Source organism: Prosthecobacter sp. GW821-HT29F12, assembly GCF_058803405.1.
Window position 1 is genome coordinate 4,719,367 of record NZ_CM179517.1, and the last position, 24,425, is coordinate 4,743,791.

Consider the following 24,425-nt stretch of genomic DNA (forward strand, 5'->3'; position numbering starts at 1 on the left):
GGCCTGAAAAAGAGCCTCCTCAGCAGACACAGAAGCGCTCATGGCTAGAGAACATTCTGACTATTTTCGATACAGAAACAACCGATCACTTCATAAAAATACTATAATGAAATGTGGCGGGATCCGCCTCAGCCAGACGATCTCGACCTGTTTGAATTCTTTGCTGCCCAGCAGCTAAATCGCCAAGGCGTTCTCAGCATCACCGAAATGGGCAACGTGGAGGCCCATGCGGTCCATGAGGGCGATGTGGAGGCGGCAGAGTTTGCGGTTCGGGTCGGCGCTGTGATCGTGGAGGCGGCCGCCTTGGATGGTGCCGCCACCGCCGCCGGCGAGGACGACGGGGAGCTGGCGGGAATCGTGGGCGTTGCCATCAAAGAGGCTGCTGGTGAGCATGATCATGCTGTTTTCCAGCAGGGTGCGCTCGCCTTCATTGGTGGCCTGCATCTTGCCGAGGAACTCGCCCCAGAGCTTCACCTGGTGCTGGTTCACGCGCTGGTACATGTCCAACCGATGCTCGTCGTTCGCGTGATGTGAAAGCTCATGAATACCGCCGCTGATGCCTTCCAGACTGGGGAAGCGCATGTTGGAGAGATCATTGTTCATCATGAACGTGGCCACGCGGGTGCGGTCCATCTGGAAGGCGAGGAGCATGATGTCGAACATGAGGCGCAGATGATCTTCCGCGCTGGTGGGGATGCCGGCGCCGGGGCGCTGCATGGTGGGCACCTTCACGGTGGGCTGCCAGCCGGTGCCTTTGGTTTCTGCCTGGCTGATTTTTTCCGCCAGCTCCACGCGCTGCTCGATCTCACGCACGGAGGTGAGGTATTCGTCGAGCTTCTGTTTGTCGCGCTGGCTGAGCTTGGGCTTCAGCGCACCCGCGTCTTCGAGCACGAGGTCGAGGATGCTCTTGTCGCGCTTGCGCTTGCTGCCGTCGTCAAAGAGCTGATCGAATGCCTGCTGCGGGAAGATTTCCTTCGGCGCAGGCGTAGTGGGCGTGCTCCAGGAAATGTAGGCGGAGTAGATGGAGGTGAAGCCGGAATCCGTGCTGTAGCTGGGGCGCTCGGTGCCGAGGACGACGCTTGGCATGGGCGTGAACTTGCCCGTTTGTGCCGCGACAAGCTGGTCCATCGTGGTGCCGACTTCGACGTCCGTGGTGGTTTTCTTCACCTTGAGGCCGCAGAGCACGTTCATCTTCGGATAATGACCGCCTTCACCTTCCACGGTGGTCGGATTCCACAGGCCCTTGAAGACGCTGATGTGTTTCTTCAAAGGCTCCAGCGGCGAGAGCGACTTCATGAACTCCATGCCAGCAGGGCCCTGCGTGGCGCCCCAGTGATGCGGATTGACGCCGTTGCCAGTGAAGCACACGGCGAGACGGCGTGGTGCGGTGTTGTTTTTGACCGCTTCGGCTCCGAAGGAACTGATCGATTCAAACCACGGCAGCCCAAGGGCGACACCGGTGCCACGGAGAAATTTGCGACGGGAAAGGTTCATAGGGGTAAGGCGGTTTGTTTATTGATTGGCGGCCACGGCGGGTTCGCTGCGACGGTTGAGGAACTGGCGGCTGTTGACGACATCAAGCACGGCGGCTGAGAATTTGCCGTTGTTCTGCTTGAGCGCAGCCTGCATCTGCCGGAGCAGCGCTTTGTCGCTGGGCATCGTCTGACGGCCCAGAGCGTAGCCGAGGAGCTTGCGGCAGAACTGAGCGGTGAAATTGGTTTCGTTCTTTTTGAGGTAGTCGCGCAGTCCGGCGAGACCTTGGAATTTGGTGCCGTCTTTGAGCTCGCCGGTGTCGTCGATCTTGCCGCCGGTTTCATCAGCGACACGGAAGCGGCCGATGGGGTCGAAGCTTTCGAGGGCGAAGCCGAGGGGATCGATGCGCTCATGGCAGACGGCGCAGGCGGCATCGGTGCGATGGATCATGAGGGCTTCACGCAAGGAGGCGGGTTTCACGGCGCTGTCGGGAAGCTTCGGCACGTTCGGCGGCGGCGGAGGTGAACTGAACCCGAGCACAACCTGATAGAGGTAGTCGCCGCGGACGACGGGGCTGGTGCGATTTGGGCGCGAGGTCTTGGTCAAAATGGCTCCCATGCCGAGCAGGCCGCCGCGATGCTGCTGGCCGACTTTGACTTCGCGAAACTCACCACCGGTGACGCCGGGAACACCGTAAAATTTGGCGAGGCGCTCGTTGAGGAAAGAGTAGTCGCCACCGATGATGTCTCCGACGCTGCGGTCATCACGCACCAAGTGAGCGAAGAACTCGATGGTCTCGCGCTGCATGTCGTTGCGGAGTTCGGTGGTGAACTCGGGATACTTTTTCTCATCGACGGTGCTCTTCTCATCGAAGCCGTTGAACTTCAGCCACTGCCCCGCGAATTCCTTGGCGAGGGCGGTCGCTTTCGGATCACGCAGCATTCGCTTTGTCTCTGCGGCGAGGACTTCAGGCTTCAAGAGGCTGCCATCGTCTGCGGTCTTGCGCAGTTCCCAGTCGGGCTGAGAGGCCCAGAGGAAATAGCTGAGGCGGGAGGCGAGCTCATGGGCGTTCAGCTTCACATCACCGGGAGCGGCGTTGGCCATGGGCAGCGTCTCGGCCTTGAAGAGAAAATAGGGGGAGACCAGCACGCGCACGACGACCTCGCGGGCGGCGGATTCGCGGTCGAGCTCCTTCTTGCGGCCTTCAAAGTAGAGCGCGTCGAGCTTCTGGATTTCTTCGCTGGCAAGCGGACGGCGCCAGGCGCGGCCGGCAAATTGATGCAGATGCCCGAGCATGGCTCCATCATACTCCTTCTGCTGCTGCGGATTGAGATTTGGCTGGGCAGTGTAGCCAAAGTCCTTCTTCATGGCCGCGAGATAGTCGCGGTCCTTGGGGCCGAGAAGCTGCCCGAGCTGATCGTCGCTGAAGTAATAGACGGTGATGCCGGGCTTGCGGCGGTAGAGATTGCTGGCGACTTCTTCGAGGCGGCGCTCGAACATGTCCGGGAAGGCCTGCTTCATGACACCAAAATCCCTCATGGTGTTGCGAGCCGCATCGGTCTGCGTTTTCCAGACGGTGAGAATGCCCGGCATGATCTTGGTGACATCCCGCGGCTTGTCCGCTGTGAGCGCCCATTGAGTGGTGCCGTCATTGATGTCGGGATTTTCGAGGTCAAGGCGGGCCTCGGCGTGGATCCAGGTGACGTTTTCCGGCAGCGGCAGATTGACCACAAGCGGTGCGGCGATGGCGAGCACCCCGGGCTCGATCTTGCGGCCCTGCGGATGTTTGCCGAAGGCGCTCTTCACGCGTTCGAGTTCGGCGATGCGCTGCTTTAGAGCCTCTGCATTGGCAGGAGGGGGAGTCGCGCCGAGGGCTTTGTTGTCTTCGGCAAGCTGCTTGTTGAGCCAGTCCAAGTAGATCAGGGGGCCCTTGGTGGTTTTCACATCGAGCTTGGTGATGAGCGCGATGTCGCCTTTGTTGCCGTCGCCGTCATCGCCGATGCAAAGGAAGGCCTGCTTTTTGCCTTTCACCTCGATGTTCATCTGGTAAGGACGGATGCCATCGGCGTCCTGCTGCTGGCGCTGCACGCCGCTTCCGGCCTTTTTCGGATTGTTCCAGGAGAGCAACTGCGTCTGGATCGCCTTGGCACCGTCTGTCACCGCCTGCGGCACCTGGCCGGGCTTCGTGGCATCCGGGCCGGGCAGTTCACGCCAGGCAACGCGGGTGAGATCGAGGAAGCGCGACTTCGGCTCGGTGGCGTTCACGAGATTGTTCCAGTTCTGCAGGAAGGGCAGCTTCAAGCCGGTCTCTTTGGCGAGCTGTTCGAGAGGCGTCTGGAAATGCTTGTGCTTCCAGCAGGCGACCATGTAGTCCGCCTCACGCATGTCCTCGCCATCCTGGGGCAGATGAGGCGCCGACTTCTGCTGGTACCAGACGTATAGAGCCTGCTGCGCCTGGGCTTTGACCTGCTCAGGCCCGCGCAGGCCGATGCGCTGTGGATTGAAAACGATGCCCGTGCCCGGCATGATCGTGGCGTGATCAGCCACCTTGCGTGCGGCCCCGAAGTATTTGTCCAGCGCCGCCGGGCTCATGAAGAGCACATCGCCCGTGTTGCTGAAACCTTCCCCGCCGCCGCCGTCAGTTTGAAATTCTTTGGCAAAGCCGTAGTCGTGACGGGTGAGATCGCGAATGGTGTAGTCGTACTCGGCATTGGTGAGCCGGCGCATGGTCACAGGGCCGGGATCGCCGGACTGCGCGGCGGCGAGGGCGTCGAGTTCGCCATTCACCCAGCCGAGGAGCGCGGTGTGCTCCTGATCGCTCATCTGGTGTGCCTTTGGCGGCGGCATGTCGCCGTTCTCGATGGTGTCCTTGACCTTCAGCCACACTTCAAAATGCTTGGTGAGCTGTGGATCCGCCGCAAACTGCTGCAAATCGACGTCGCCTTTGGTCTTTTTAGGGTTGTGGCACTCGTAGCATTTGGCCTTCAAAACGACCTCCGCGTCCTTCCAAGCGGGAGCAGCGGAAAGTGAGAACGAGCCGACGACAAAGGCGGCCAAAGTAAAATGGCGTGTATTCAGAGACATTGGGGGTACAAATGATACGGACAAAGGACGGCATTTAATCAGCAGCTTCCGCTCCTTTTTTGCGCTTTCTTGTGCTAGGAATCATGCGAAAGCATCTGCTGGCTGAGACGTATCATTCATACCCCCATGAGTTCCTCCTTTTCCCATCATGCCCCGAATCTGGAGCATGCGTTTTTGACGCGCCGCGAACTGCTGCAACGCGTGGGCATGGGCTTTGGCACGATGGCGGCCGGATCCTTGTTCACTTCGCAGGCTTCCGCAGCCACGATGGACCCGATGGCGGTGAAACGGCCGCACTTTGAGCCGAAGGCCAAGCGCGTGGTGCATTTCTTCATGAACGGCGGGCCTTCCCACGTGGATACCTTCGACCCGAAGCCGATGCTGGACAAGTATGACGGCAAGCCGCTGCCGAACGTGCTCAAGACCGAGCGCCCGACCGGCGCAGGTTTCAAATCCCCCTTCAAATTCACCAAACGCGGTGAGTGCGGGCTCGAAGTCAGCGAGGTCTTTGAAAAGACCGGTGCCTTTGCGGATGACATGTGCGTGATCCGCTCGATGCACGCCGACGTGCCGAACCATGAGCCCTCCCTTGGCCTGATGAACAGCGGTGAAGGCCGGCTGAACCGGCCGACGATGGGCTCCTGGGTGACCTACGGTCTGGGCAGTGAAAACCACAACCTGCCCGGCTACATCGCCATGTGCCCCGGCGGCATGCCGACACGGCGCACGAAGAACTGGCAGTCGGCCTTCCTGCCGAGCGCCTATCAGGGTGCCTACATTAATACTGAGGACACCCGGGTGGAAAAGCTCGTGGAATTCATCAAGAACGGCTCGCTCGATCTGAAACAGCAGCGCCGTCAGCTGGACCTGCTGCAGGAATTGAACCAGCGCAATCTGGTGCAGCAGGACCGTGACCAGCAGCTGGAAGCCCGCGTGCAGAGCTACGAACTGGCCTACCGCATGCAGATGGAGGCCACGGACGCCTTCGACATCATGAAGGAGCCGGAGTCGATGCGGAAGATGTACGGCGACCACGCTTTCGGCCGCCAGTGCCTGATCGCGCGGCGTTTGCTGGAGCGCGGGGTACGTTTCATCCAGCTCTGGACCGGCGCGGGCCAGCCGTGGGACAATCACGACGAAATCCTTGAGCACCGGAAGCTCGGTCAGCAGACGGACGGGGCGATTGCCGCGTTCATGAGCGACCTCAAGCAGCGCGGACTCTGGGATGACACCCTGATGATGTGGGGCGGCGAATTTGGCCGCACGCCGGCGGTGGAACTGCCGACGCCCGGCGCCAATGCCGGCAAGCAGCACGGCCGCGACCACAACCACTACGGATTCACCATGTGGCTGGCGGGCGGGGGCGTACGCGGCGGGTACACGCATGGCTCCACCGATGAATTTGGCTTCCAAGCGACCGAAAATCCGGTGCATGTGCATGACCTGCACGCCACGATTTTGAACATCCTGGGCTTCGATCACGAAAAGTTCACGTACAAATACGCCGGACTCGATTTCCGCCTCACGGGTGTGAACGAGTGCAAGGTGGTGCGGGAATTGCTGGCCTGACGGGACCGGGAAAGCCAGCCACCGGCCCCTTGCAAGGCTGGCGCACACGTTTACAGTCGCCGCCTCATGCATCGAAAAATCTTCTTCGCCCTGGCTGTGCTGGTGGCACTCGTCTTCACGATGACCCTCAAAGCCCAGGCCCAGCAGCCTGCGCCCGCCGCTGTTCCAGGTGCCGCCGTGGTCACGCATGCTCCCGCCGAAGACAATCCCTATGGGGATGTGCTGACCTTTCAAGGCTTTGTGAAGCGCACCGGCGTCATGGCCTACCCGCTGATCATTCTCTCCATGATCGCGTTTTTCATGATCGTGCTGTTCGCCTTCACCGTGCGTCAAGGCACCGTGGTCAGCGATGCGTTTATGAATTCGGCGGACGCCCTGATCCGCAAGCAGGACTACCTCGGGCTGCTGGCGGTGTGCAACCGCCGCAACGAGTGCATCGCCCGCATCACCTCAAAGACCCTTGATTTCGCCACGCGCAATCCGACCGCGAGCTTTGAAGAGGTCAAGGAAGTCACCGAGGCCGAGGGCAACCGCCAGTCCAGCCTGCTGCTGGCCCGCATCGCCTATCTGGGGGACGTCGGAGCCATCGCTCCCATGCTTGGTCTGCTCGGCACGACGCTGGGCATGATCACGACTTTCCATGAAATCTCCGGCAAGGGCGTGGGCGGCTCGAACCAGCTGGGACTCGCCCAAGGGGTGTCCGAAGCGCTGCTCTGCACGGCCTCGGGCCTCGTCATCGGCATTCCATCCCTGATGTTCTACGCCATCTTCCGTGGCAAGGTGAACCGCCTGATCTCCGAAATGGAAGCTGCGACGACCCATCTGATGGCTCTGCTGGCAGTGCAGTACAAGCGTGCCGCACGCGCCGTGGCCGGTCAGTAAACAGGCAGATCACCACCCGCGATGAACTTCCGCAAACAGCATTCCATCGAACCCTCGCCCATGCAGCTCGCGCCGCTGGTGGACGTGCTGTTCCTGCTCGTCATTTTCTTTGCCGTGACCTTCCAGTATGCCAAGGAGGAGCAGGTCATGGACGTCAGCGTGCCTGCGGCCGACGAGGGCAAGGAGAAGGAAACCCGCAACGTGGGCGAGATCATCATCAACATCAAAAAGGATGGCGAGATCCTCGTCAACGGCCAGAAGTTCAACACCGACGAGCTGCTGGTGAAGCTGAAGAACATCGTCGCCCTCTACAAAGACCAGGCGGTGATCCTGCGGGGTGATGAAGGCACCCCCTACCAGAACGTGATCCGAGTGCTGGACACCTGCCAGAAGGCTGGCATCTGGAACATCGCCTTTGCCACGCGCAAACCTGAAGCCGACCAACCTGCTGCCACGCCCAAGTGAGATGACCGCCGCGAAGTTCCCAACCGCCTCGCGCAGTCATGCGCCCCGTTTCATTCCAGCGCTTTTCTGCCTGGTGGCGTTTTCGTCCATGGCCCAGCAGCCCGCCCCGCCGCGTGCCCTGCCGGTGGAAGATGATGTGCCAAAGGCCATTCCTGTGAGCCCGCCGAAGGCACAGCCCGTGCCGGATGCGCCGCCGAGGACCAAGGGGCCTGATGATGACATGTTCGACTTTGCCACGCTGGCCTATGACCGCCAGGAGTGGGGCATGGCCGCGCAGTCGTATGCGAAGTACCTGCAGCAGTACCCCAGCGGCAGGCAGGTGCCGGACGCGCTCTATCGCATTGGTGAGTGCTACATGAAGCAGAACCAGCTCAAGCAGGCCGCGGGCTATTACGAGGAAGTCGTGAACCGCTATCCGGACAGCGAGGGAGCCCCCTCCTGCGCCTATCGCCTCGGGGCGATGATGTTCAACGATTCCAAGTTTGCCGACTCGGCCAAGTTTTTCGGCTTTTCCGAAACCAAAACCAAGAGCGCCGCCGTCCGGCTGGCCGCCGCCTACAACAAAGGCCGCGCCTATGAAATGCTCGGGGACAAGGCCAAGCAGGCCGCCGCCTTGAGCAGTGTGATCGCGGTGAAAACGGAAAATCCTTACCGCGAAACTTCGCTGCTCACGCTCGGCAGCATCTACCTCGGTCAGGACAAAAAGGCCGAGGCACTGCCTATTTTTGACGAACTCGTCAAGACCAGCGCCGACCGTACCATCATCGCCGAGGCCAGCATTCGTGCGGCGGTGCTCTATGCCGAGCTTCAGAAGCCGGAGGAGTCCATCGCGATGTTTGAAAAGGCGCTGCGCATGCCGGAGACGACCGAGCAAAACCGGGCCATCTCCCTCGTGGGCATCATTCAGGCGCTGTTTGCCAAGGGCGATTACGACGGGGTCATCGACTACTACAACAAGAACTCCGAGATCCTGCCGCAGGGAGACTCACGTGCGAAGATGCTGCTGCTCGTCGGCCACGCCTACCGCATGCGGAAGAGCTACGCCCGCGCCGTCGAAGTTTACCTGCTCATCGAGCAGTACCATCCCGACACCGAAGAGGCCTTCAGTGCGGGATACTGGAAGCTGTACTGCTTCTACCTGCTGAATGACAAAGACCTTGGCGAGTTCGCCACCGCCTTCATCACACGTCAGGCGCCGAAGCACCCAAATCATGAATACCTTTCGCTGGCACGCCTGATCCGCGCTGATTTTTACTTCAACAAAGGCGACTACCAGCAGGCGGCGCTGAGCTACAATGATGTCAGCCTCGACAAACTGCCCGAAAAGCTGCGCCCGGGCACGCTCTTCAACATGGGCTGGGCCCAGGGTGAGGCCGGACGCCATCAGGAAGCCGTCGGCACCTTCACCCGTTTCATCAACGAAAATCCCGGACACGAATTCCTCCCCAAGGCCTACGCCCGCCGTGGCCTCGCGAACCGTGATGCCCGCGATCTGCCGAAGGCCAAGGCTGACTTTGAATTCGTCACCAAGGAATTCCCCAAATCCGACGCCTGCGAACTTTCCTGGCTGCAGCTTGGATTCATCGCGATGGAGCAGAAGGATCCGAAGGCCATGATCACCGCCTTTGAAACATTGCTGAAAAAATTCCCCACCACCACCGCCGCCGCACAGGCCTACTATGGCATCGGCCGGGGCAACTTTGACCAGAAGATCTACGACAAGGCCGTCCCTGCCCTGCGCCGCTCCATTGAACTCGACAGCAAGGGCTACCTCGAAAAGTCCAGCCAGCTGATCATTCTCTGCGATTACGCCCGCCAGAATGCTGACAATCTGGCCAAGACCATCGACAGCTACCTGCAGTCCAAGCCCGAAGGTCTGGTGCCTCCGAACATTTTGAAATGGCTCGGTCTCAAGCTCTACAGCAGCGACGATTTCAAACGCGCCGCCCGCTTCCTCGAACTTGCCGTCACGCCGCAGAACCCGGAAAACACCGAACCCGTCGTGTGGAACTACCTCGGCATGGCGCAGTTGAACAACCAGCAGTACGACGCCAGCATTCAGGCCACGGACAACTTCCTCAAATCAGAACCCGACAGCGCCACGCGCTCACGTGCGCTGCTGACCAAAGGCCGCGCCCTGCTCGGCAAAGGACAGTTTGATGAGGCTGACAAGGTGGCTCAGGAAGCGCTTCAAGTTGTCAAAGACGGCAGGCTTCAGGCCGAACTCCTCATCCTTGAAGGCGACATCTACGCGGCGCAGGGCGACAAGCTCGCTGCGGAAGGCCAGAAGGATGCCGCTGTGGGCAAATGGAAGGACGGTGCTGCCAAGTATGCCGTCCCCAGCCAGTTCTTTGACGATCCGGATGTCACTCCCAGCGCTCTCTACAAAGCCGCCAAGGTCTTGGAGAAAGCCGGAGACTCGGCCAAAGCCAAGCAGATGCTGCAACAGCTTCAGCAGCGTTATCCGAAGTATCAGCCGAAGTAAGGAGCCGGGGAACTTGTGACGCGAGCGGTCTTGGTGATCAAGACCGCTTGTTGCGATCCCAGCTTTCACCCTGACCGCGTTTACCGCCGTCTCCGCCGCCAAAGTTTCGCGGCGGGCGCTCCTCCTTCGGCCGTGCCTCGATCACGCGCAGGGGGCGTCCACCGACATCCTTGCCATTCAGCGCATTGATCGCCGTGAGCGCTTCGGTTTCCACCGGCATCTCCACGAATCCAAAACCGCGTGAGCGGCCGGTCTCGCGATCTTTGACGAGACGGGCGCTGGAGACATTGCCGAAGGGGGCAAACTCGCTTTGCAGATCCTCATCCGTCAGGGTGTAGGGAAGATTGCTCACATAGAGGTTCATCGCATCAGGTATTGAAAACGAGCCATGGAGCACGTGTCAGAGAACAGGTCATGGCGTGAACCCGATTTTCCGTGTCTGCGTCCATCGAGGGACGCACACGGTTGGGAAGGTACGCGCTGGGCGGAGGGGTGTCAAACCGTCCCTGCACCGCCAGATGTGCCCCGCGGTCCAGAGGAGGGGAAAGTTTCAGTTGCGGAGAATCCATGAATTCGTATCCGAGTTCCACGTCCCATATCAACACGCGCACCATGAAATACATCCTCACCCTCGTCGCCTCTCTCAGCCTGCTGGCTGGCGTTTCCTCTGCCGCCGAGCCGCTGAACACTGTTTGCCCCATTTCCGGCAAGCCTGCCAGCCCGGCCATCACCAGCAACTACTCGAAGACCGTGGCCGTCTGCTGCAACCGCTGCAAAGCCCAGTTCACCGCCGCTCCCAAGGGCTACCTCAACAACATCCTCGCTGCCACCGCCGGCCAGTGCCCGCTGAGCAAAAAGAAATCCGATCCGTCCATCACCGTGACCTACACACGCCAGGTCGCTTTTGCAGATGCCGCGAGCAAGGCCGCCTTCGACGCAGCGCCTGACAAGCACATCAAGGAAGTGCGCCAGTAATCGGGAGCTTTCATTTCACCCCACAAGCGGAGCTGCGGCATGCGGCTCCGCTTTTTTCATGCATGCATGATTCAGCGTGTCTTCGAATGCCGTTCCCCTTAGTCTCCCAATCTGTGAAAGCCAAAGCTGCCGCCACATCTGCCATTGATGCACTGCGCGATCTTTTCGACGTGCTGCCGGACGTGCAGGCATGGATCAAGGATGCGAAACGCCGCTATCTCTGGGTGAACCACACCTTCCTGCTGAACTATGGCATGCACCAGCTGGATGAAGTGCTCGGCAAAACGGATGATGATCTCTCGCCTGCGCACCTCGCGGCGCATTTCCGGGCAGGCGATGAAGCGGTGCTGGCCGGGCAGACAGTGCAGGGCCGGCTGGAACTCGTCGGCCGCTTTGACCACACAGCGGCATGGTGCTTCACCACCAAGCGCCCCGTGTGCAATGCCCGGGGCCGCATCGTCGGCACCGCAGGCATCACGCGTGCGCTGGATGCCGCGCAAATTGATCAGCGCAGCGACATCCGCCTCGGCGTTGTCATCGCCCTCATGACGCGCCGCCTCGGTGAATCTGTGACGAATACCGACATGGCGCGCGCGGTTGGCATGTCGGCACGCGCCTTTGAGCGCAGCTTTGTGCGTGAGTATGGCCTGCCACCACAGCAGTATCTGAAGCGACTGCGCATCCAGACGGCCTGCCGCCTGCTCGTGGATACGCGTGAGTCCATAGCGGCGGTGAGCCTGCGCTGCGGCTTCGCGGATCAAAGCCACCTCACCCGCGAGTTTCGTCGTGTCACAGGCCTCACACCGGGTGCGTATCGCGACAAATACGCTGCCGCGAATATTCCACGCCCTGCCGTTTCTGTTCTATCCCAGCGCCGGACGAAGCGATAGCATCTCCGCACCATGAAGCTCCAACCAGGCATCACCGTCGTCAACAACGGCCAGCTCGTCGATGGCACGGGCAGACCAGCCGTTCCAAATGCCGCTGTCATCATCACTGATGGAATGATCAGCTACGCGGGTCCTGCTGCAGATGCCCCTCCGGCTCCGCCTGAGGCACGCGTCATTGATGCAGGCGGCGGCACGATCATGCCGGGGCTCATTGAGGCGCACATTCATCTGACCTACTTCAATGTGTCCGAGCTGCAGGACCTCGACATCAAGTTCCCTGTGGAATACGTCACGCTGCAGTCCGCCGTGAATGCGAAGACCGCGCTGGAATGCGGCTACACGGCAGCACGCAGCGGTGGCTGCCTGCACAACATCGACGTGTGGATGAACAAGGCCATCGAAGAGGACATGATTCCCGGCCCGCGCCTCAGCACCAGCGGCCGCGAAATCTGCGGGGCTGGCGGCTTGATGGACTGGAATCCCGACTACCGCCGCATCGGAATGGAAGGCATCGTCTTCATCGTGAACGGCCCTGAGCAGGCGCGCACTGCCGTGCGCAAACTCGTCAAAGACGGCATCGAGTGGGTGAAGACCTATCCCACGGGAGATGCAGCGTCTCCTGACATCAATGACCACCACACGCTGTGCATGACCTTTGATGAAATGCACGCCGTCGTGGCTACGGCGCACAATCATGGCCTCAAAGTCACCGGCCACTGCCGTGCCACCGAGGGCATCCGCAATGCGCTCAAGGCTGGATATGATGCCATCGAGCACGGCACCTTTATGGATGACGAATGCCTGGAACTGCTGCTCAAGCGCAACGTGCCGATGTGCCCCGGCCTCGGCTTTGAGCTCTTCAGCGTGCAGCGTGGCAAGGAGTTCGGTCTGTCCCAGCGGGTGCTCGACGGTCATCAAGAGACTCTCGAAGCCGGCGCTGAAAGCTGCCGCAAAGTCCTCAAGGCCGGTGGCACCATGGGCCTCGGCGGCGACTACGGCTTTGCCTGGACGCCGCACGGCACCTACGCCCAAGAGCTGACTTTCTTTGTGAATTACGTGGGCTTCTCCGCGCTAGACACGATCAAATGCGCCACGCTCGGCGGCGCGAAGATGATGGGACGTGAGAAGGAGATCGGCACCCTCGAAGCAGGCAAGCTGGGCGATGTCCTCGTGGTGAAAGGAGACGTGCTCAAAGACATCTCCATTCTCGAAAACCGTGACAACCTTCTCGCCGTCATGCAGGGCGGCGTGGTGAAAGCAGGAACGCTTGTAAAGCCTGCGAGTTTCTGATGCACCGTTTCGTTCCATCGTCATGAAGCCAACCCTTCTCCTCGCCGCCCTTCTGGCCACCCATTCTTTCTCCGCCGATATCCAGGTGGAAAAGCTCGGCTCCGTCCTGCACTTCAGCAGCGGTGGGAAGACGATCTGTGATTACCAGATGGAGGCAGGCGAGGTGCCCGAGGGTGTGTCCGCCGTCTTCAAACACGGCGCGCATCTGCATCCGGTCTATTCGCCCAGCGGCAAGCTCGTCACGGGCAATCATCCCGAGGATCACCGCTGGCATCGCGGGATCTGGATGGCGTGGACGAAGACGGAGTTCGGCGATGCGCAAGACACACGTTCCGTTGGCACCCAAGGTCTGACGCCTCATGTACAACACCCCGATTTCTGGAACCAGGGCAAAGGCGACGGCAAAGACAAGAGCGGGGACCAGATCCTCGCCGAGGTGCGTTTCGACAAACTGGACAAGAGCTGGGGCGGGGCTGACGGCGGCGGCTTCATCAGCCAGCATCTGTTTCTTGATCACAGTCGCACGCCCGATCAGAGAGTTCTCAATGAGACCTGGGAGGTCGCGGTGGCGCAAAAGGAACTCGATGGCAAGCCCGCCAACATCATCGACCTCACCAGCATGCAAACTTGTGCGAGCAACCAACCGCTGAAGCTGCCGAAGTATCACTACGGTGGTCTCGGCGTGCGCGGCAACCTCGCCTGGAATCCGGTCGATGCCGTCACGATGCTCACCAGCGAAGGCCATGACCGACTCAAAGGGGACTCCACCAAGGGCAAGTGGGTCCACATCGGCGGTCAGGTCGATGGCGCCCCGACTGGCATGGTGATCTTGATTCATCCCTCAAACTTCCGCTTCCCGCAGCCCCTGCGCCTGAATCCCAAGAACCCGCAGCTCTGCATCGCCCCATCGCAGGATGGCGACTGGTCCATCGAGCCAGGCAAACCCTACGTCTCCAAATACCGCATCCTCGTTTTCGACGGCGCGCCTGATGCGAAGTGGATCGAGGCCCAGTGGGCCGCCTATTCCAACACTAAGTAAACATTCCCCATGCTCTCCCGACTCCTCGCTTTCGCATTTATCACCTCTGCCCTCGGTCAATCCCAGGCAGCCGAGGGGCTCTTCGACAAATCCAACCTCGCCGCGTGGTGCATCGTGCCATTTGATGCGGGCAAACGCGGCCCGGAAGAGCGCGCGGCGATGCTGGAGAAAATGGGCGTGAAGAAATTCGTCTATGACTACCGCAAGGAGCACATCCCGCAGTGGGACGACGAGCTGAACGCGCTCAAAAAGCACCACATCGAACTCATGGGCTGGTGGTTCCCCACCTCACTCAACGATGAGGCGAAGCAGACGTTGGAGCTTTTCAAACGTCACGGTGTGCATCCACAGATCTGGGTGAATGGCAACGGCGGTGCAATCCAAGTCAAAGATGAAGCGGATCAACAAGCGCGTGTGGCGAAGGAGGTGGCACGCCTGCAGCCAATCTGCGAAGCCGCGGCACCGCTGGGCTGCCAGGTGGCGCTTTACAATCACGGTGCCTGGTATGGTGAGCCGGAAAACGCCATTGCCATCGTGGAAGCGCTGAAGGCCAAAGGCATTAAGAACGTGGGCATCGTTTACAATCTGCATCATGGCCATGGTCATCTGGACCGCCTCGCCAAAGTGCTGCCGCGCATGCTGCCGCATCTGCTTTGCTTCAATCTCAACGGCATGGACATCGATGGTGAGGCCAAGGGTCGCAAGATCCTCCCGCTCGGTGTGGGCACCGAAGATGTGAAGATGCTGCGCATTGTGCGTGCGAGCGGTTACAGCGGCCCCATCGGCATCCTGAACCACACGAATGAAGACGCTGAAGGCCGCCTGCTCGACAACCTCGATGGCCTTGCCTGGCTCGTGCCACAGCTTGATGACAATCCTCCCGGACCGAAGCCAAAGTATCGCACCTGGAGCGACAAGCCTGCAGCCACCAGCTTCATCACCAAACCCGCCATGACCGGCGAGGGCGTGCCCTCTTTGAACAAGGAATTCGGCGAGGCGCTGAAGGGCAGCTACTTTGAGCAGGACAACGAGCCCTTCCGCGCGCTGCCGCTCACCATCGAGTGCCGCGCCATGCTGACTGGCAAAGATCACTACAACATCCTCATCGCCTCCGACGCCAAATCATCCGCCACGCATTGGGAGCTCTACACGCATGCGAAACGCGGCACGCTCGCGCTCTTCATGCCCGGCCGTGGTGGTGACTTCGATTCGCAGGTGAATGTCTGCGACGGCAAGTGGCACGACTTTCTTGCCAGCATCGACGAAAAGAGCGTCGTGCTTTGGATTGATGGCAAACAGGTCTTTGAAAAACCGGTGCAACCGATGAAGGGCACGCCCAAAGCGGGAGGCATTGCTTTCGGCAGCCTTGTGGATGGCAGCATCGGCTGTGACGGGATTATTGACGATGTGCGCATCGCACGCGGCGTGATGAAGCCGCGCAAGGGCACCGCTCCGCGCCTGCGCATGGACAACACCATCGGCATCTGGGACTTCGATCATCTCGACGCCCTCATGCCGCCCAAGGCTCCGCCGCCCGCCGCCTTCAAACCCGACCTCAAACCGCTCCATACCGAGGACAACGTCCACTGGCAGGAATTCGTGAATCGCGAGCGAGTCTTCGACTTCTACGGCAAGCAGGCACTGCAGTTCATGAAGCAGAAGCCGCTGCCCGAACTGATCCCGCAGTTCCCCGGCCTCGATGGCGGCCAGCAGGGCCACTGGGGCAACCAAAACGATCAGGTGACTTGGAAGGATGGCCGTTTTGCCGCGAGCGATCATGGCAGCGTGTTCAGTTGCGTCTTCAAAGGTGCGGGCCTCACCATTCCAAAAGCCGTGTGCGTACGAGCCGGAGACACCTCTTATGTCTTCAATCCTGAAACACTTTCGTTCCCGGTCACCTGGACCGGCGGCTTCATCAAGCTCAACGATGCACGCCACGGCTTCATGGGCGGAGCCGCAATGGATGGGAAGGTGGCTTCAAAGCCATCCACCAAGATCCAGGGGCAATATGATGGGTTCTACCGGCAGGGCAAGGCCGTCATCTTCAAGGTCGGTGAATCGTTCTGGAATGTACTTGGCCAGGAAGTCCGGCAGGCAAAGGATTTTACCTCTCAATGGCCGCAGTGGATCGAAACCAAAGGCAAGCTCGGCACCCAGCAGCCATTCGCTACCGACACCATCGAACTGCCCTTCGACAATCCCTACGGCACGCTATTCTTCATCACCGCGCATGATTTCTTCAGCGATGGCACCGCGGCGATTGCCACCATGACCGGCGAAGTGTGGCTGGTGAAAGGCATCGACGAGAAGCTCGAAACAGTACGCTGGAAACGCTTCGCCACTGGATTGAACCAACCGCTGGGGATGAAGATCGTGAAGGACAAGCTCTACGTCCTCGGTCGTGATCAAATCACCTGCCTGCATGATCTCAATGGTGATGACGAAGCGGACTTCTACGAGTGCGTGACGAATGCGATGCAGACCTCTCCTGGTGGCCATGATTTCATCGTCGGACTGGAAACCGACAAAGAGGGCCGCTGGTATTTCGCCTCCGGCAACCAGGGTGTGTGCCGCATCACGGGTCGCGACAAACTCGAAGTGCTCGGCACCGGCTTCCGCAATCCGGATGGTCTCGGCATCTCGCCGGATGGTCGCTTCCTCACCACCAGCGGGCAGGAGGGCGACTGGACACCGGCTTCCTCCATCTTCCAGATCGAGCTGGATCACAATCTCGGCACGCACTTCGGCGCAGGTGGTCCGAAAAACGGCCAGCCTCCCGAACCGGTGCTGATGTACATGCCACGTGGCGAGGACAACAGCGCGAGCAGTCAGGCTTTCATCACGGGCGAGAAATGGGCAGCTCTCAAAGGCGATGGAAACCTCGTTCACCTCTCTTCCGGCGGTGGTAGCGCGTGGCTCGTCATGCGGCAGAACGTCAAAGGCCGCTGGCAGGCAGCAGCCGTAAAGATCAGCGGCAATTTCGACTCCGGCCCGCAGTGCGCGCGCTTCAATCCCAATGACGGCCATCTCTATGTGAACGGCATGCAGGGCTGGGGGAGCTACACGCCGAAGGACGGCTGCTTCCAGCGCGTGCGTTTCACTGGTGGCGAGAAGCCGGTGCCCATCGGCTTCGAAGCCCGCGACAATGGTGTGCTGCTCCGCTTCAATCAGCCCGTGAAGGATGCCGATCCCGCCACCTGCTTTGCGCAGTGCTGGAACTACCGCTACGGGCCGCAGTATGGCTCTCCCGAGTATTCTGTGAAGTATGCTGATACACCTGGCCACGATCCGCTGGAAGTGCGCAGCGTGCAGAAGCTGGACGGCGGCAAGACCCTCTTCCTCGAAATCCCGCAGATCGTCACCGCGAGCCAGATTCATCTCCATGTGAGCACTGGCCACGACATCTTCCTCACCGCACACGCTTTGGCCGAACCCTTCACCGAGTTCCCCGGCTACGCCAAAATCGCGAAGACGAATCACGCCGCGCAAATCGGCCTCGAAGCACCGAAGTCAGCCAAGCCCAACCCATGGGCCAAAGGCGAAGGCGGCCGAGAACTCGTCATCGAAGCCGCCCTGGGCCTGCAATACGTGCAGAAGCAGCTCACCGCCAAAACTGGTGAAAAGCTCACCATCGTTTTCAAGAACCCCGACGTGGTGCCGCACAACTGGATGCTCGCCAAACCGGGCACGCTGCAAAAGATCGGCAATCTCGCCAATCTCATGATCACCGATCCGCAGGGGCTGGCCAAACATTACGTGCCGGATTCCGATGATGTGCTCGCCTACACGGACATGACGAATCCGCAATCCAGCTTCACCATTCACATCACCGCCCCGAAAGAGAAAGGCGACTACCCCTACCTCTGTACCTTCCCCGGCCACTGGATGGTGATGAATGGGGTGCTGAAGGTGGAGTGAACCAGTACAAGCCTCCAGCTTAGCACGGAAGTCATGCATTCCACGTGGCTCACATTGGCCTATTTTTTAATGAAGCTAGTTCATTGAACTCAAAGCCGATGAACTTCATTTAACAGTGAACTTTTTTGCCCTTTGCACGTCAGACAGGTAGATGCTGCGTTGTCTGTTCCTCTTCCTCCTCATGGGCCTCACGCTCAGGGCGGAGCAGTGTCTGGTCATCGGCGACAGTCTGACCAAGGAATACGAAGCCGAATTCCCCGCCCTCTTTCCCAACAACCCGGCTTCCTGGCAGGCGCGGAACTGGATCGAGATTCTGCATCAGCACCGCACCGATTGGTTCGACACTGGCACCTGGAGCGCCTATTCCGACCCCCGCCTCACCGGTCACCGCTTCAACTGGGCTTTCCCGGGTGCCACAACCACCGACATCCGCGACCAGCTCAGCAGCATTTACAACTTCTGGTGGACGAACACGCTCAAAAGCCAGCTTCGCACCGACGTGCAACGCGTCGTCATCTTCGCCGGCGGCAACGATGCCGACAGCTACTACGCCGATCTCTACAACGGTGTGGTGGACGCCTCGGTCACCAACACCACCCTTGGCAATCTGCAATGGATCCTTGACTACGTGCGCAAGGTGAATGCCACCATTCCCATCGTGCTGGTCAGCGTGCCACACGTGGGCTGCACGCCGAAGATTCAAGCAGGCTATCCCACCGACCCCGTCAAGACAGCTCGCGTCACCGCCGCCATGGATGCTTTGAACGCAACCCTCGCCGCATATGCGCAATCGCAAAACATCGGCTTCGTCCCCGGCGTCTATGACTTCACCAAGGCGCTCATCACCCAGCCCTTCCGCATCAAGGGCATCGAATTCTATCGCATGGCAGACGCCGATGCTCGCACTCGCTACACTTTCTCTGGAGACGGCTTCCACCCCAACACCTGCGCCCACGCCAAGATCGCGCAGATGGTCGTCGACGCCTTCAACGCCAGGTATCCGTCCACCGCGATCACGCCGCTGACTGACGACTATATCATCTCCACCGTCCTCGGCCTTGATCCCAACATCCCCCTCACCGAGTGGCTCGCATCGCAAGGACAAAGCGGCAGCTTCACCGACGACTCAAATCACAACGGCATTCCCAACGGACTTGAGTTTGCACTGGAAGGCCTCACCGATGTCTCCAGCTTGCCCAGACCCGTAGTGCAGAATGGCGCGCTGACGATGACTTATCGGCCGCGCGCCGTCTTCACGGAGTGGGGGACCATCCAGGCGCAGTCATCGGCCGATTTGCTCAACTGGAACGACATCGGAACGGCACAAACGACGACGAACCCAGACGGCACCATTACCGTCAGCGTGAATACGGTTGGAAAAGGTTTTGTGCGGCTGAAGGTCACGCCTGGAGGATAGGCCTCCGGCCTGTCAGCGGATCGAGGCGTCCCGCCTTCGATCTTCTGACATAGGCTGGAAGCCTCAAACCATCGTCAGGCAGGATGCCTGACCTCCGACTCATGCAGCCGCGACTGCTGTCTGCCCCTGCTCGCCGAGTCCTTCGACTCCGAGTTCGATGACATCGCCGGGCTTCATAAAGAGAGGCTCAGGCTTGAAGCCGAGGCCGACTCCGGGAGGCGTGCCGGTGGTGATGATGTCTCCGGGCAGCAGGCTCATGAACTGGCTCAGGTAGCTCACCAGCGTCTTCACGCCGAAGATCATCTGCGCGGTGCTGCTGTTCTGGATGGTCTTGCCGTTCAGCTTGAGCCAGAGCTTCAAATTCTGTGGATCAGGAATTTCATCGCTGGTGGCAAGGAAAGGCCCGATAGGCGCGAAGGTGTCGCAGCTCTTGCCTTTGACCCACTGACCGCCGCGCTCCAGCTGCCATTCGCGCTCGCTGTAGTCATTGTGCACGCAGTAGCCGGCCACATGGCTCATGGCGTTTTCTTCGGAGACGTAGCTGGCTTTTTTGCCGATGACGAAAGCGAGCTCAACTTCCCAGTCGGTCTTCTTCGAATTGCGCGGGATGACCACATTGTCGTTCGGGCCAACGATGGCGCTGGTGGCTTTGAAAAACACGATGGGCTCAGCCGGAATCGGCATGCCGCTTTCCTTGGCGTGGTCGCTGTAGTTCAGACCGATGCAGATGATCTTGCTCGGACGTGCGATGCATGGACCCAGGCGCGTGTCAGCACTCACAGTCGGGGCAGTGGCTGCATTGGCCTTGGCCCAGGCGGCGAGACGTTCCAGCCCATCGCCCCCGAAGAATTTTTCATCGTAGTCGCTGCCAAAGGCGCTCGCATCAATGCGGCGGCCGTCTTCGAGTTGAAGGCCGGGTTTCTCTTCTCCTGGGTTGCCGAAGCGGATCAGTTTCATAGTGGTTTAGTTGGTGTGATCTTGTTGTTTGAGGGGGTCGCCTTCGTGATTCGTGTAGCGGCCGATGAGCGGATACTGCTCGAGTTCGGCCACGGTGCCGGTGACGGGGAAGCTTTCGCGACCGACCCAGTAAACGGCCGCCGCAGCGATGTCTTCCGGCATGAGCAGGCGGCCCATGGGCACGGCGTAGGCAGGGAGGCGATCAGGCCAGCCTTCGCCGAGTCCATCGCCGAGTTTCACCTGGTATTCGTTTTCCGTCAGCGTCCAGCCCACATTGAGCTGGTTCACACGCACACGGTCCGTGCCAAGTGCGTCGGCCAGATTGCGCGTCATCGTCATCAGCGCGCCCTTGGACATCGAGTAGGCCAGCAGATTCGCCTGACCGCAGTGGGCGAGCACCGAGCCGATGTTCAGCACGACACCCCGGTTCTTTTTCAATTCAGGCAGCAAGGCACGGATCAGGAGCATCGGCGCACGCGCATTCACGGCGATGATGCGGTCAAACATGGCGGCATCCGTCTCAGCGATGCGTGCGCGATTGGTCAGCGCCGCGTTGTTCACCAGCGCATCCACCTTGCCGAAGGCAGCGATCGCGTCGGCAGCCAGCTTGGCCGGATACGCGGCATCCGCCAGGTCTCCTTGGCAGAAGGCTGCTTTGTCCTTGCCGAGTTCCTGGCACAAGGCCTCGCCACGTGCCGCGTCACGGCCGTGGAGGATGACTTTGGCGCCTTCGGCGACAAAGCGCCGCGCCATGAATTCGCCGATGCCGGTGGTGCTGCCGGTGATGAGGATGACCTGGTCTTGAAGTCGCATATTCGGGGTGGTTTTGGTGAACCGCTTTCTATGGCGAGCCATTGGCGATGCTCAAGGCTGCAACACTGCCATTTTAGGTTTCGTCGTTGGACGGATGGGCGCGTGAGATGAGAAAGGCGCCTTACTTCTCCAATGCCCAGGCGATGCCGTTGAGCAAAAAGCGCCGGAAGGCGGGCAGCTTGAAGTCATCCCAATGCCCCAACGAGGTGTAAAAGATGCGGGACTTCTTTTCGCCGTAGGCATGAGTCCATGCGACGGGCTCCGTTGCGGTTCCTGCCAGCGTCCCCATCAAAAGCGGCGTGGTTCCGGCCTGCAGTGGTGTGTTTTTGTACAGACCGCCGTGTCCGACGAGTTCAGCCACGGTGACGCCACGCAGGATGGGATGTGCCTCCGCACCCGGCACCAGGGTGATCGTGGCGGCGTCTTTGCCATAGTGGCCGGTGTAGTTGCCTCCCAGCACCTGCGGGTCAAAGTCCTGCCAAATCGCCAGTCCCGCTTTGGGCTCGGGTTCCTTGGGACGCAGGGCAAAGCAATGGCTGGCCGTGCGGATTCCCACCAGCGGCTTGCCGGCGGCAAGATGCGCGCGCACGGCATTGATGACCTCCATCGGCGGAGTGCGGCGCCGTACACTGATGAAGAGAAGATCTGCATCACGCATGGCCTCCACGAATCCCGGGAACTGATTTTTGTCCGCCGCGTCCGCCTGAATGATGGTAATGCGATAAGGAGCTGCCTTCAATTCTTTGGCTGCGAACTCCGGCAAGGTTTCCCAAGTGTGATATTCATCCTCGCCAATCATGATGACGATGTGCGGTGGCTCCGCCGCTTGCAGCTGCCATCCGAGGACGGCTGCAACGAAGAGCACTATGCGAAAAACAAAGGATAGGTTCATAGGATTGAAAGTTTGATCAGGGTTTCGGTGCTGCTTGCAGTGCCGCCTTGGCCGCCGCCCAGTCTGGTTTTGGCAGAGCCTCCCACACGCGCAGATGGCGGAAGCTGGCCTCGGTGCCAGCTCCCAGCATGATGCTGTGCTTGGCCACGCTGATGAGTGGGTTGCTCAGGGTGGTGCTCTTGCCATCGAGCGTGCCCACGACCTCGTCGCCTTTGATCTCCAGCACCACCGTATGCCATTCGTTGAGTTTGACCGGAGTCAGGACGCGGCTCGTCGTCCCCTTCTCCCGCTGCTTGGTGGCGGGATTAATGCGGTCGGCATCATAGGGCGTTAAAAACAAGCCGCCCGGGCCGATGCTGAGCGCGATCACATAATCCTTCACATCCGTCGCCTTCACAAACAATGAGCGATACTTGCGTCCCTCATCAGGCACATCGTTCAGCCGCACTTCGCATTGGATGATGGCGTCGGTGAATTGAAAACCAAAGGATGCCGTCGCGGGATGATTGGCGGCGGGACTTTCAATGCCGGTAAAGCAACCCTCGGCCAGCTTCCACTGTCCGGACTTTCCACCCGCAGGCCCTGCATTGTAGCGCCAGCCGGTAAACCCGCTGGCAAATCCCACGGGCTTTCCCGTGACCGGCGCGAGCGGGGGCGCGAAGTCTTCGCTGACCAGCAGTTTCCCGCGCTGGGTCATGAGCGTCTTTGGCAGTTCATCAGCGGCCATGGCCCCGCTGGTCCAGGCGCATAACAAGAGAGTGAGAATGGTTTTCATTGGGGATGGTTATCGGCTGAGGTTGGTCAACACCTCCAGCGCTTTCGTCTCAAAGATCTTCTGCCACTCAGGCGCGACCAATGTATCGCAGTCTTCCTGCGCATAGCCAGGATTGAGACGCTGCTCCACGGTGGGGGTGTACCAGATGTAACCGTTGGTATAGCCGGAGACATGGGCGTTCGTATCCTTTGCGACTTTCTTGATGTTCAGGCCTACCTGAACCGTGACCTCTCCTGGAAATGTCACCAGTTTGAAATCGCCCACACGCAGGCCGCAGACCTCGGCATCCAGCGTTTTTTCACCAGCGGCCAGGGTTTGTTTCAGATGCATTTTGAGCAGCGCCAGATTTGCATTCAGCCGGGTGAGCCGCTCCATGATTTCGATGTTGGCGAGGTAGTTTTCCACCAGCAGGCGGTTGTCCGCATCGAGCTGTGAGATGGCCTTCCGATCAAGCGACTGATCGTGCAGATAACTCTGCGAGTAGTGCGATGGCGTGTCCGGCCAGAGCTTGTGCTGGAGCAGCAGCGGCAGGAAACTTTTGAAGTTGATGTTCGTGGACTTGAGCGTGGCGACGAGTTTTTTCTGCTCCGCCTCGATGTTGCTGATGCGTGCGGTGTAATCCGCCGCACGTGGTACTGCGATGGTGGCATTGCTCACTTTGAGTAAGCCATCGCCTTTGGTTTCGATCTTCCGTGTCGCAGCCAGAACGGTCGCACCGAGCATGGTGCCGAGCGGCTCCGCATCCGGAGTGCGCGTGACTTCTTTGTAGCGCACCGGATTGATGTCGCCACCGCAGCCCTGCACGAAGAAGGCCATCGCACCACCGCCAAGTGCCTCTTCAATGACCTTGGAAGCGAAGCCGGGATAATCTGCCGAGCAGCCCTTGCTGGGCGGATTCATGATGGGATGGCAGGCGAACTGGTAGAGCACGGCCAAGGGTGTGCCATCCATGCGATCCAGGCGCAGCAGGCCGACCTGCGGATCGATAGGGCCCACGCTGGCCACATCTTCATCTCGTGGCATCGAGTAAGCACGGCGCATGTCCACCGTGCTGCCATCCTTCATCTTGAGGCGGCGGTTTTCGCTGATGCGCGTCTCCGAACCCACGCCACTGCCCACCTTTACGGGAACGAGGTTTTGCATGGCCTCCTTCACCGCCTGAATAACGAGCGGCTCCAGATCGCCACGCACGATGCCGTGACAGTGGCTGGCATTGACCACTACATTTGCGGGCGGAATGCCCAGATCCTGCTGCAATCCCTTGCGCACGGTGGTCATGAAACCGTTGCCGACGCGCCCGATGCCGCCCACCGCCACGGCATCCAGCGTGATCACCACCGCGGTGGTGCCACCGCTTTTCAAAACTAGAGCCTTGGCAAAACAAGGATCATTGACCAGCGGAACCGTGCGGTCTGTGATGTCAACTTTGGCAACACCAGCGAGCATTTCAGCCCGGGCAGCGGCCACGCAGACGAGCAGGAGAAGACAGATGAATTTCATG

18 protein-coding genes are annotated in these 24,425 nt (G+C 60.0%); 10 read left to right on the forward strand and 8 right to left on the reverse strand.

What is annotated here, in order from left to right:
- Window positions 1-174: 174 nt before the first annotated feature.
- Together AC3RLQ_RS19375 and AC3RLQ_RS19380 are read right to left on the reverse strand one after the other, a co-directional pair.
- The gene (locus AC3RLQ_RS19375; protein WP_493030289.1) at window positions 175-1,494 is read right to left on the reverse strand and encodes a DUF1552 domain-containing protein; all 1,320 of its coding nucleotides are present in this window, start codon (window positions 1,492-1,494) and stop codon (window positions 175-177) included.
- An 18-nt stretch (window positions 1,495-1,512) separates the two neighbouring features.
- The gene (locus AC3RLQ_RS19380; protein ID WP_493030290.1) at window positions 1,513-4,557 is read right to left on the reverse strand and encodes a DUF1592 domain-containing protein; all 3,045 of its coding nucleotides are present in this window, start codon (window positions 4,555-4,557) and stop codon (window positions 1,513-1,515) included.
- Window positions 4,558-4,683: 126 nt separating this feature from the next.
- On the opposite strand from AC3RLQ_RS19380, the gene AC3RLQ_RS19385 reads away from it, so the two are divergent.
- The 4 genes from AC3RLQ_RS19385 (at window position 4,684) to AC3RLQ_RS19400 (ending at window position 9,958) form a co-directional block, all read left to right on the forward strand.
- Window positions 4,684-6,126 (forward strand): DUF1501 domain-containing protein, encoded by a 1,443-nt coding sequence (locus tag AC3RLQ_RS19385; protein ID WP_422319600.1) that lies wholly within the window; start codon window positions 4,684-4,686, stop codon window positions 6,124-6,126.
- A gap of 66 nt (window positions 6,127-6,192) precedes the next feature.
- Window positions 6,193-7,008, forward strand: coding sequence for a MotA/TolQ/ExbB proton channel family protein (locus AC3RLQ_RS19390; protein WP_493030291.1), 816 nt, complete (start codon window positions 6,193-6,195; stop codon window positions 7,006-7,008).
- Window positions 7,009-7,029: 21 nt separating this feature from the next.
- Window positions 7,030-7,473, forward strand: a complete 444-nt coding sequence (locus AC3RLQ_RS19395) for an ExbD/TolR family protein (RefSeq protein ID WP_493030293.1) — start codon at window positions 7,030-7,032, stop codon at window positions 7,471-7,473.
- On the forward strand, window positions 7,424-9,958 hold the full coding sequence (locus AC3RLQ_RS19400) for a tetratricopeptide repeat protein (protein WP_493030295.1): 2,535 nt from the start codon (window positions 7,424-7,426) through the stop codon (window positions 9,956-9,958). The genes AC3RLQ_RS19395 and AC3RLQ_RS19400 overlap by 50 nt, the downstream gene beginning before the upstream one ends.
- Window positions 9,959-9,995: 37 nt before the next feature.
- On the opposite strand, the gene rbp is transcribed toward AC3RLQ_RS19400, so the two are convergent.
- Entirely contained in the window at window positions 9,996-10,322 is a 327-nt protein-coding gene (gene rbp, locus AC3RLQ_RS19405) for an RNA-binding regulator (RefSeq protein WP_493030296.1), read from the reverse strand.
- Window positions 10,323-10,570: 248 nt separating this feature from the next.
- Between rbp and AC3RLQ_RS19410 the strand changes: the two genes are divergently transcribed.
- The 6 genes from AC3RLQ_RS19410 to AC3RLQ_RS19435 all read left to right on the forward strand — a co-directional run bounded on the left by AC3RLQ_RS19410 (window position 10,571) and on the right by AC3RLQ_RS19435 (window position 19,487).
- A complete protein-coding gene (locus AC3RLQ_RS19410; protein ID WP_493030297.1) occupies window positions 10,571-10,933 on the forward strand; it encodes a hypothetical protein in 363 nt (120 codons plus the stop codon).
- 86 nt (window positions 10,934-11,019) lie between these two features.
- On the forward strand, window positions 11,020-11,823 hold the full coding sequence (locus AC3RLQ_RS19415; RefSeq protein WP_493030298.1) for a helix-turn-helix domain-containing protein: 804 nt from the start codon (window positions 11,020-11,022) through the stop codon (window positions 11,821-11,823).
- 12 nt (window positions 11,824-11,835) lie between these two features.
- The gene (locus AC3RLQ_RS19420; protein WP_493030299.1) at window positions 11,836-13,113 is read left to right on the forward strand and encodes a metal-dependent hydrolase family protein; all 1,278 of its coding nucleotides are present in this window, start codon (window positions 11,836-11,838) and stop codon (window positions 13,111-13,113) included.
- 22 nt (window positions 13,114-13,135) lie between these two features.
- Window positions 13,136-14,152, forward strand: coding sequence for a DUF6807 domain-containing protein (locus tag AC3RLQ_RS19425; protein ID WP_493030300.1), 1,017 nt, complete (start codon window positions 13,136-13,138; stop codon window positions 14,150-14,152).
- Between the two features lie 9 nt (window positions 14,153-14,161).
- Window positions 14,162-18,070: a LamG-like jellyroll fold domain-containing protein gene (locus tag AC3RLQ_RS19430; protein WP_493030301.1), complete on the forward strand. Its 3,909-nt coding sequence runs from the start codon at window positions 14,162-14,164 to the stop codon at window positions 18,068-18,070.
- A 151-nt stretch (window positions 18,071-18,221) separates the two neighbouring features.
- Window positions 18,222-19,487 carry an SGNH/GDSL hydrolase family protein gene (locus tag AC3RLQ_RS19435; protein WP_493030302.1) on the forward strand — a complete coding sequence of 422 codons (1,266 nt, stop codon included), beginning with the start codon at window positions 18,222-18,224 and terminating at the stop codon, window positions 19,485-19,487.
- 99 nt (window positions 19,488-19,586) lie between these two features.
- Here the strand turns inward: AC3RLQ_RS19435 and AC3RLQ_RS19440 are convergent, their stop codons facing one another.
- The 5 genes from AC3RLQ_RS19440 to AC3RLQ_RS19460 all read right to left on the reverse strand — a co-directional run bounded on the left by AC3RLQ_RS19440 (window position 19,587) and on the right by AC3RLQ_RS19460 (window position 24,424).
- Window positions 19,587-20,444, reverse strand: coding sequence for a fumarylacetoacetate hydrolase family protein (locus AC3RLQ_RS19440; protein WP_493030303.1), 858 nt, complete (start codon window positions 20,442-20,444; stop codon window positions 19,587-19,589).
- A 6-nt stretch (window positions 20,445-20,450) separates the two neighbouring features.
- Window positions 20,451-21,257: an SDR family NAD(P)-dependent oxidoreductase gene (locus AC3RLQ_RS19445; RefSeq protein WP_422319576.1), complete on the reverse strand. Its 807-nt coding sequence runs from the start codon at window positions 21,255-21,257 to the stop codon at window positions 20,451-20,453.
- A gap of 121 nt (window positions 21,258-21,378) precedes the next feature.
- A complete protein-coding gene (locus AC3RLQ_RS19450) occupies window positions 21,379-22,149 on the reverse strand; it encodes a ThuA domain-containing protein (protein ID WP_493030304.1) in 771 nt (256 codons plus the stop codon).
- A gap of 16 nt (window positions 22,150-22,165) precedes the next feature.
- Window positions 22,166-22,924 carry a LamG domain-containing protein gene (locus tag AC3RLQ_RS19455; RefSeq protein WP_493030305.1) on the reverse strand — a complete coding sequence of 253 codons (759 nt, stop codon included), beginning with the start codon at window positions 22,922-22,924 and terminating at the stop codon, window positions 22,166-22,168.
- Between the two features lie 9 nt (window positions 22,925-22,933).
- Window positions 22,934-24,424: a hypothetical protein gene (locus AC3RLQ_RS19460; protein WP_493030306.1), complete on the reverse strand. Its 1,491-nt coding sequence runs from the start codon at window positions 24,422-24,424 to the stop codon at window positions 22,934-22,936.
- Between the last annotated feature and the right edge of the window lies 1 nt (window position 24,425).

Coding starts and splice junctions, on each gene's coding strand:
- AC3RLQ_RS19375 (WP_493030289.1), bottom strand. CDS start 1,494: ATGAACCTTTCCCGTCGCAAATTTCTCCGTGGCACCGGTGTCGCCCTT.
- AC3RLQ_RS19380 (WP_493030290.1), bottom strand. CDS start 4,557: ATGTCTCTGAATACACGCCATTTTACTTTGGCCGCCTTTGTCGTCGGC.
- AC3RLQ_RS19385 (WP_422319600.1), top strand. CDS start 4,684: ATGAGTTCCTCCTTTTCCCATCATGCCCCGAATCTGGAGCATGCGTTT.
- AC3RLQ_RS19390 (WP_493030291.1), top strand. CDS start 6,193: ATGCATCGAAAAATCTTCTTCGCCCTGGCTGTGCTGGTGGCACTCGTC.
- AC3RLQ_RS19395 (WP_493030293.1), top strand. CDS start 7,030: ATGAACTTCCGCAAACAGCATTCCATCGAACCCTCGCCCATGCAGCTC.
- rbp (WP_493030296.1), bottom strand. CDS start 10,322: ATGAACCTCTATGTGAGCAATCTTCCCTACACCCTGACGGATGAGGAT.
- AC3RLQ_RS19410 (WP_493030297.1), top strand. CDS start 10,571: ATGAAATACATCCTCACCCTCGTCGCCTCTCTCAGCCTGCTGGCTGGC.
- AC3RLQ_RS19415 (WP_493030298.1), top strand. CDS start 11,020: ATGCCGTTCCCCTTAGTCTCCCAATCTGTGAAAGCCAAAGCTGCCGCC.
- AC3RLQ_RS19420 (WP_493030299.1), top strand. CDS start 11,836: ATGAAGCTCCAACCAGGCATCACCGTCGTCAACAACGGCCAGCTCGTC.
- AC3RLQ_RS19425 (WP_493030300.1), top strand. CDS start 13,136: ATGAAGCCAACCCTTCTCCTCGCCGCCCTTCTGGCCACCCATTCTTTC.
- AC3RLQ_RS19430 (WP_493030301.1), top strand. CDS start 14,162: ATGCTCTCCCGACTCCTCGCTTTCGCATTTATCACCTCTGCCCTCGGT.
- AC3RLQ_RS19435 (WP_493030302.1), top strand. CDS start 18,222: ATGCTGCGTTGTCTGTTCCTCTTCCTCCTCATGGGCCTCACGCTCAGG.
- AC3RLQ_RS19440 (WP_493030303.1), bottom strand. CDS start 20,444: ATGAAACTGATCCGCTTCGGCAACCCAGGAGAAGAGAAACCCGGCCTT.
- AC3RLQ_RS19445 (WP_422319576.1), bottom strand. CDS start 21,257: ATGCGACTTCAAGACCAGGTCATCCTCATCACCGGCAGCACCACCGGC.
- AC3RLQ_RS19450 (WP_493030304.1), bottom strand. CDS start 22,149: ATGAACCTATCCTTTGTTTTTCGCATAGTGCTCTTCGTTGCAGCCGTC.
- AC3RLQ_RS19455 (WP_493030305.1), bottom strand. CDS start 22,924: ATGAAAACCATTCTCACTCTCTTGTTATGCGCCTGGACCAGCGGGGCC.
- AC3RLQ_RS19460 (WP_493030306.1), bottom strand. CDS start 24,424: ATGAAATTCATCTGTCTTCTCCTGCTCGTCTGCGTGGCCGCTGCCCGG.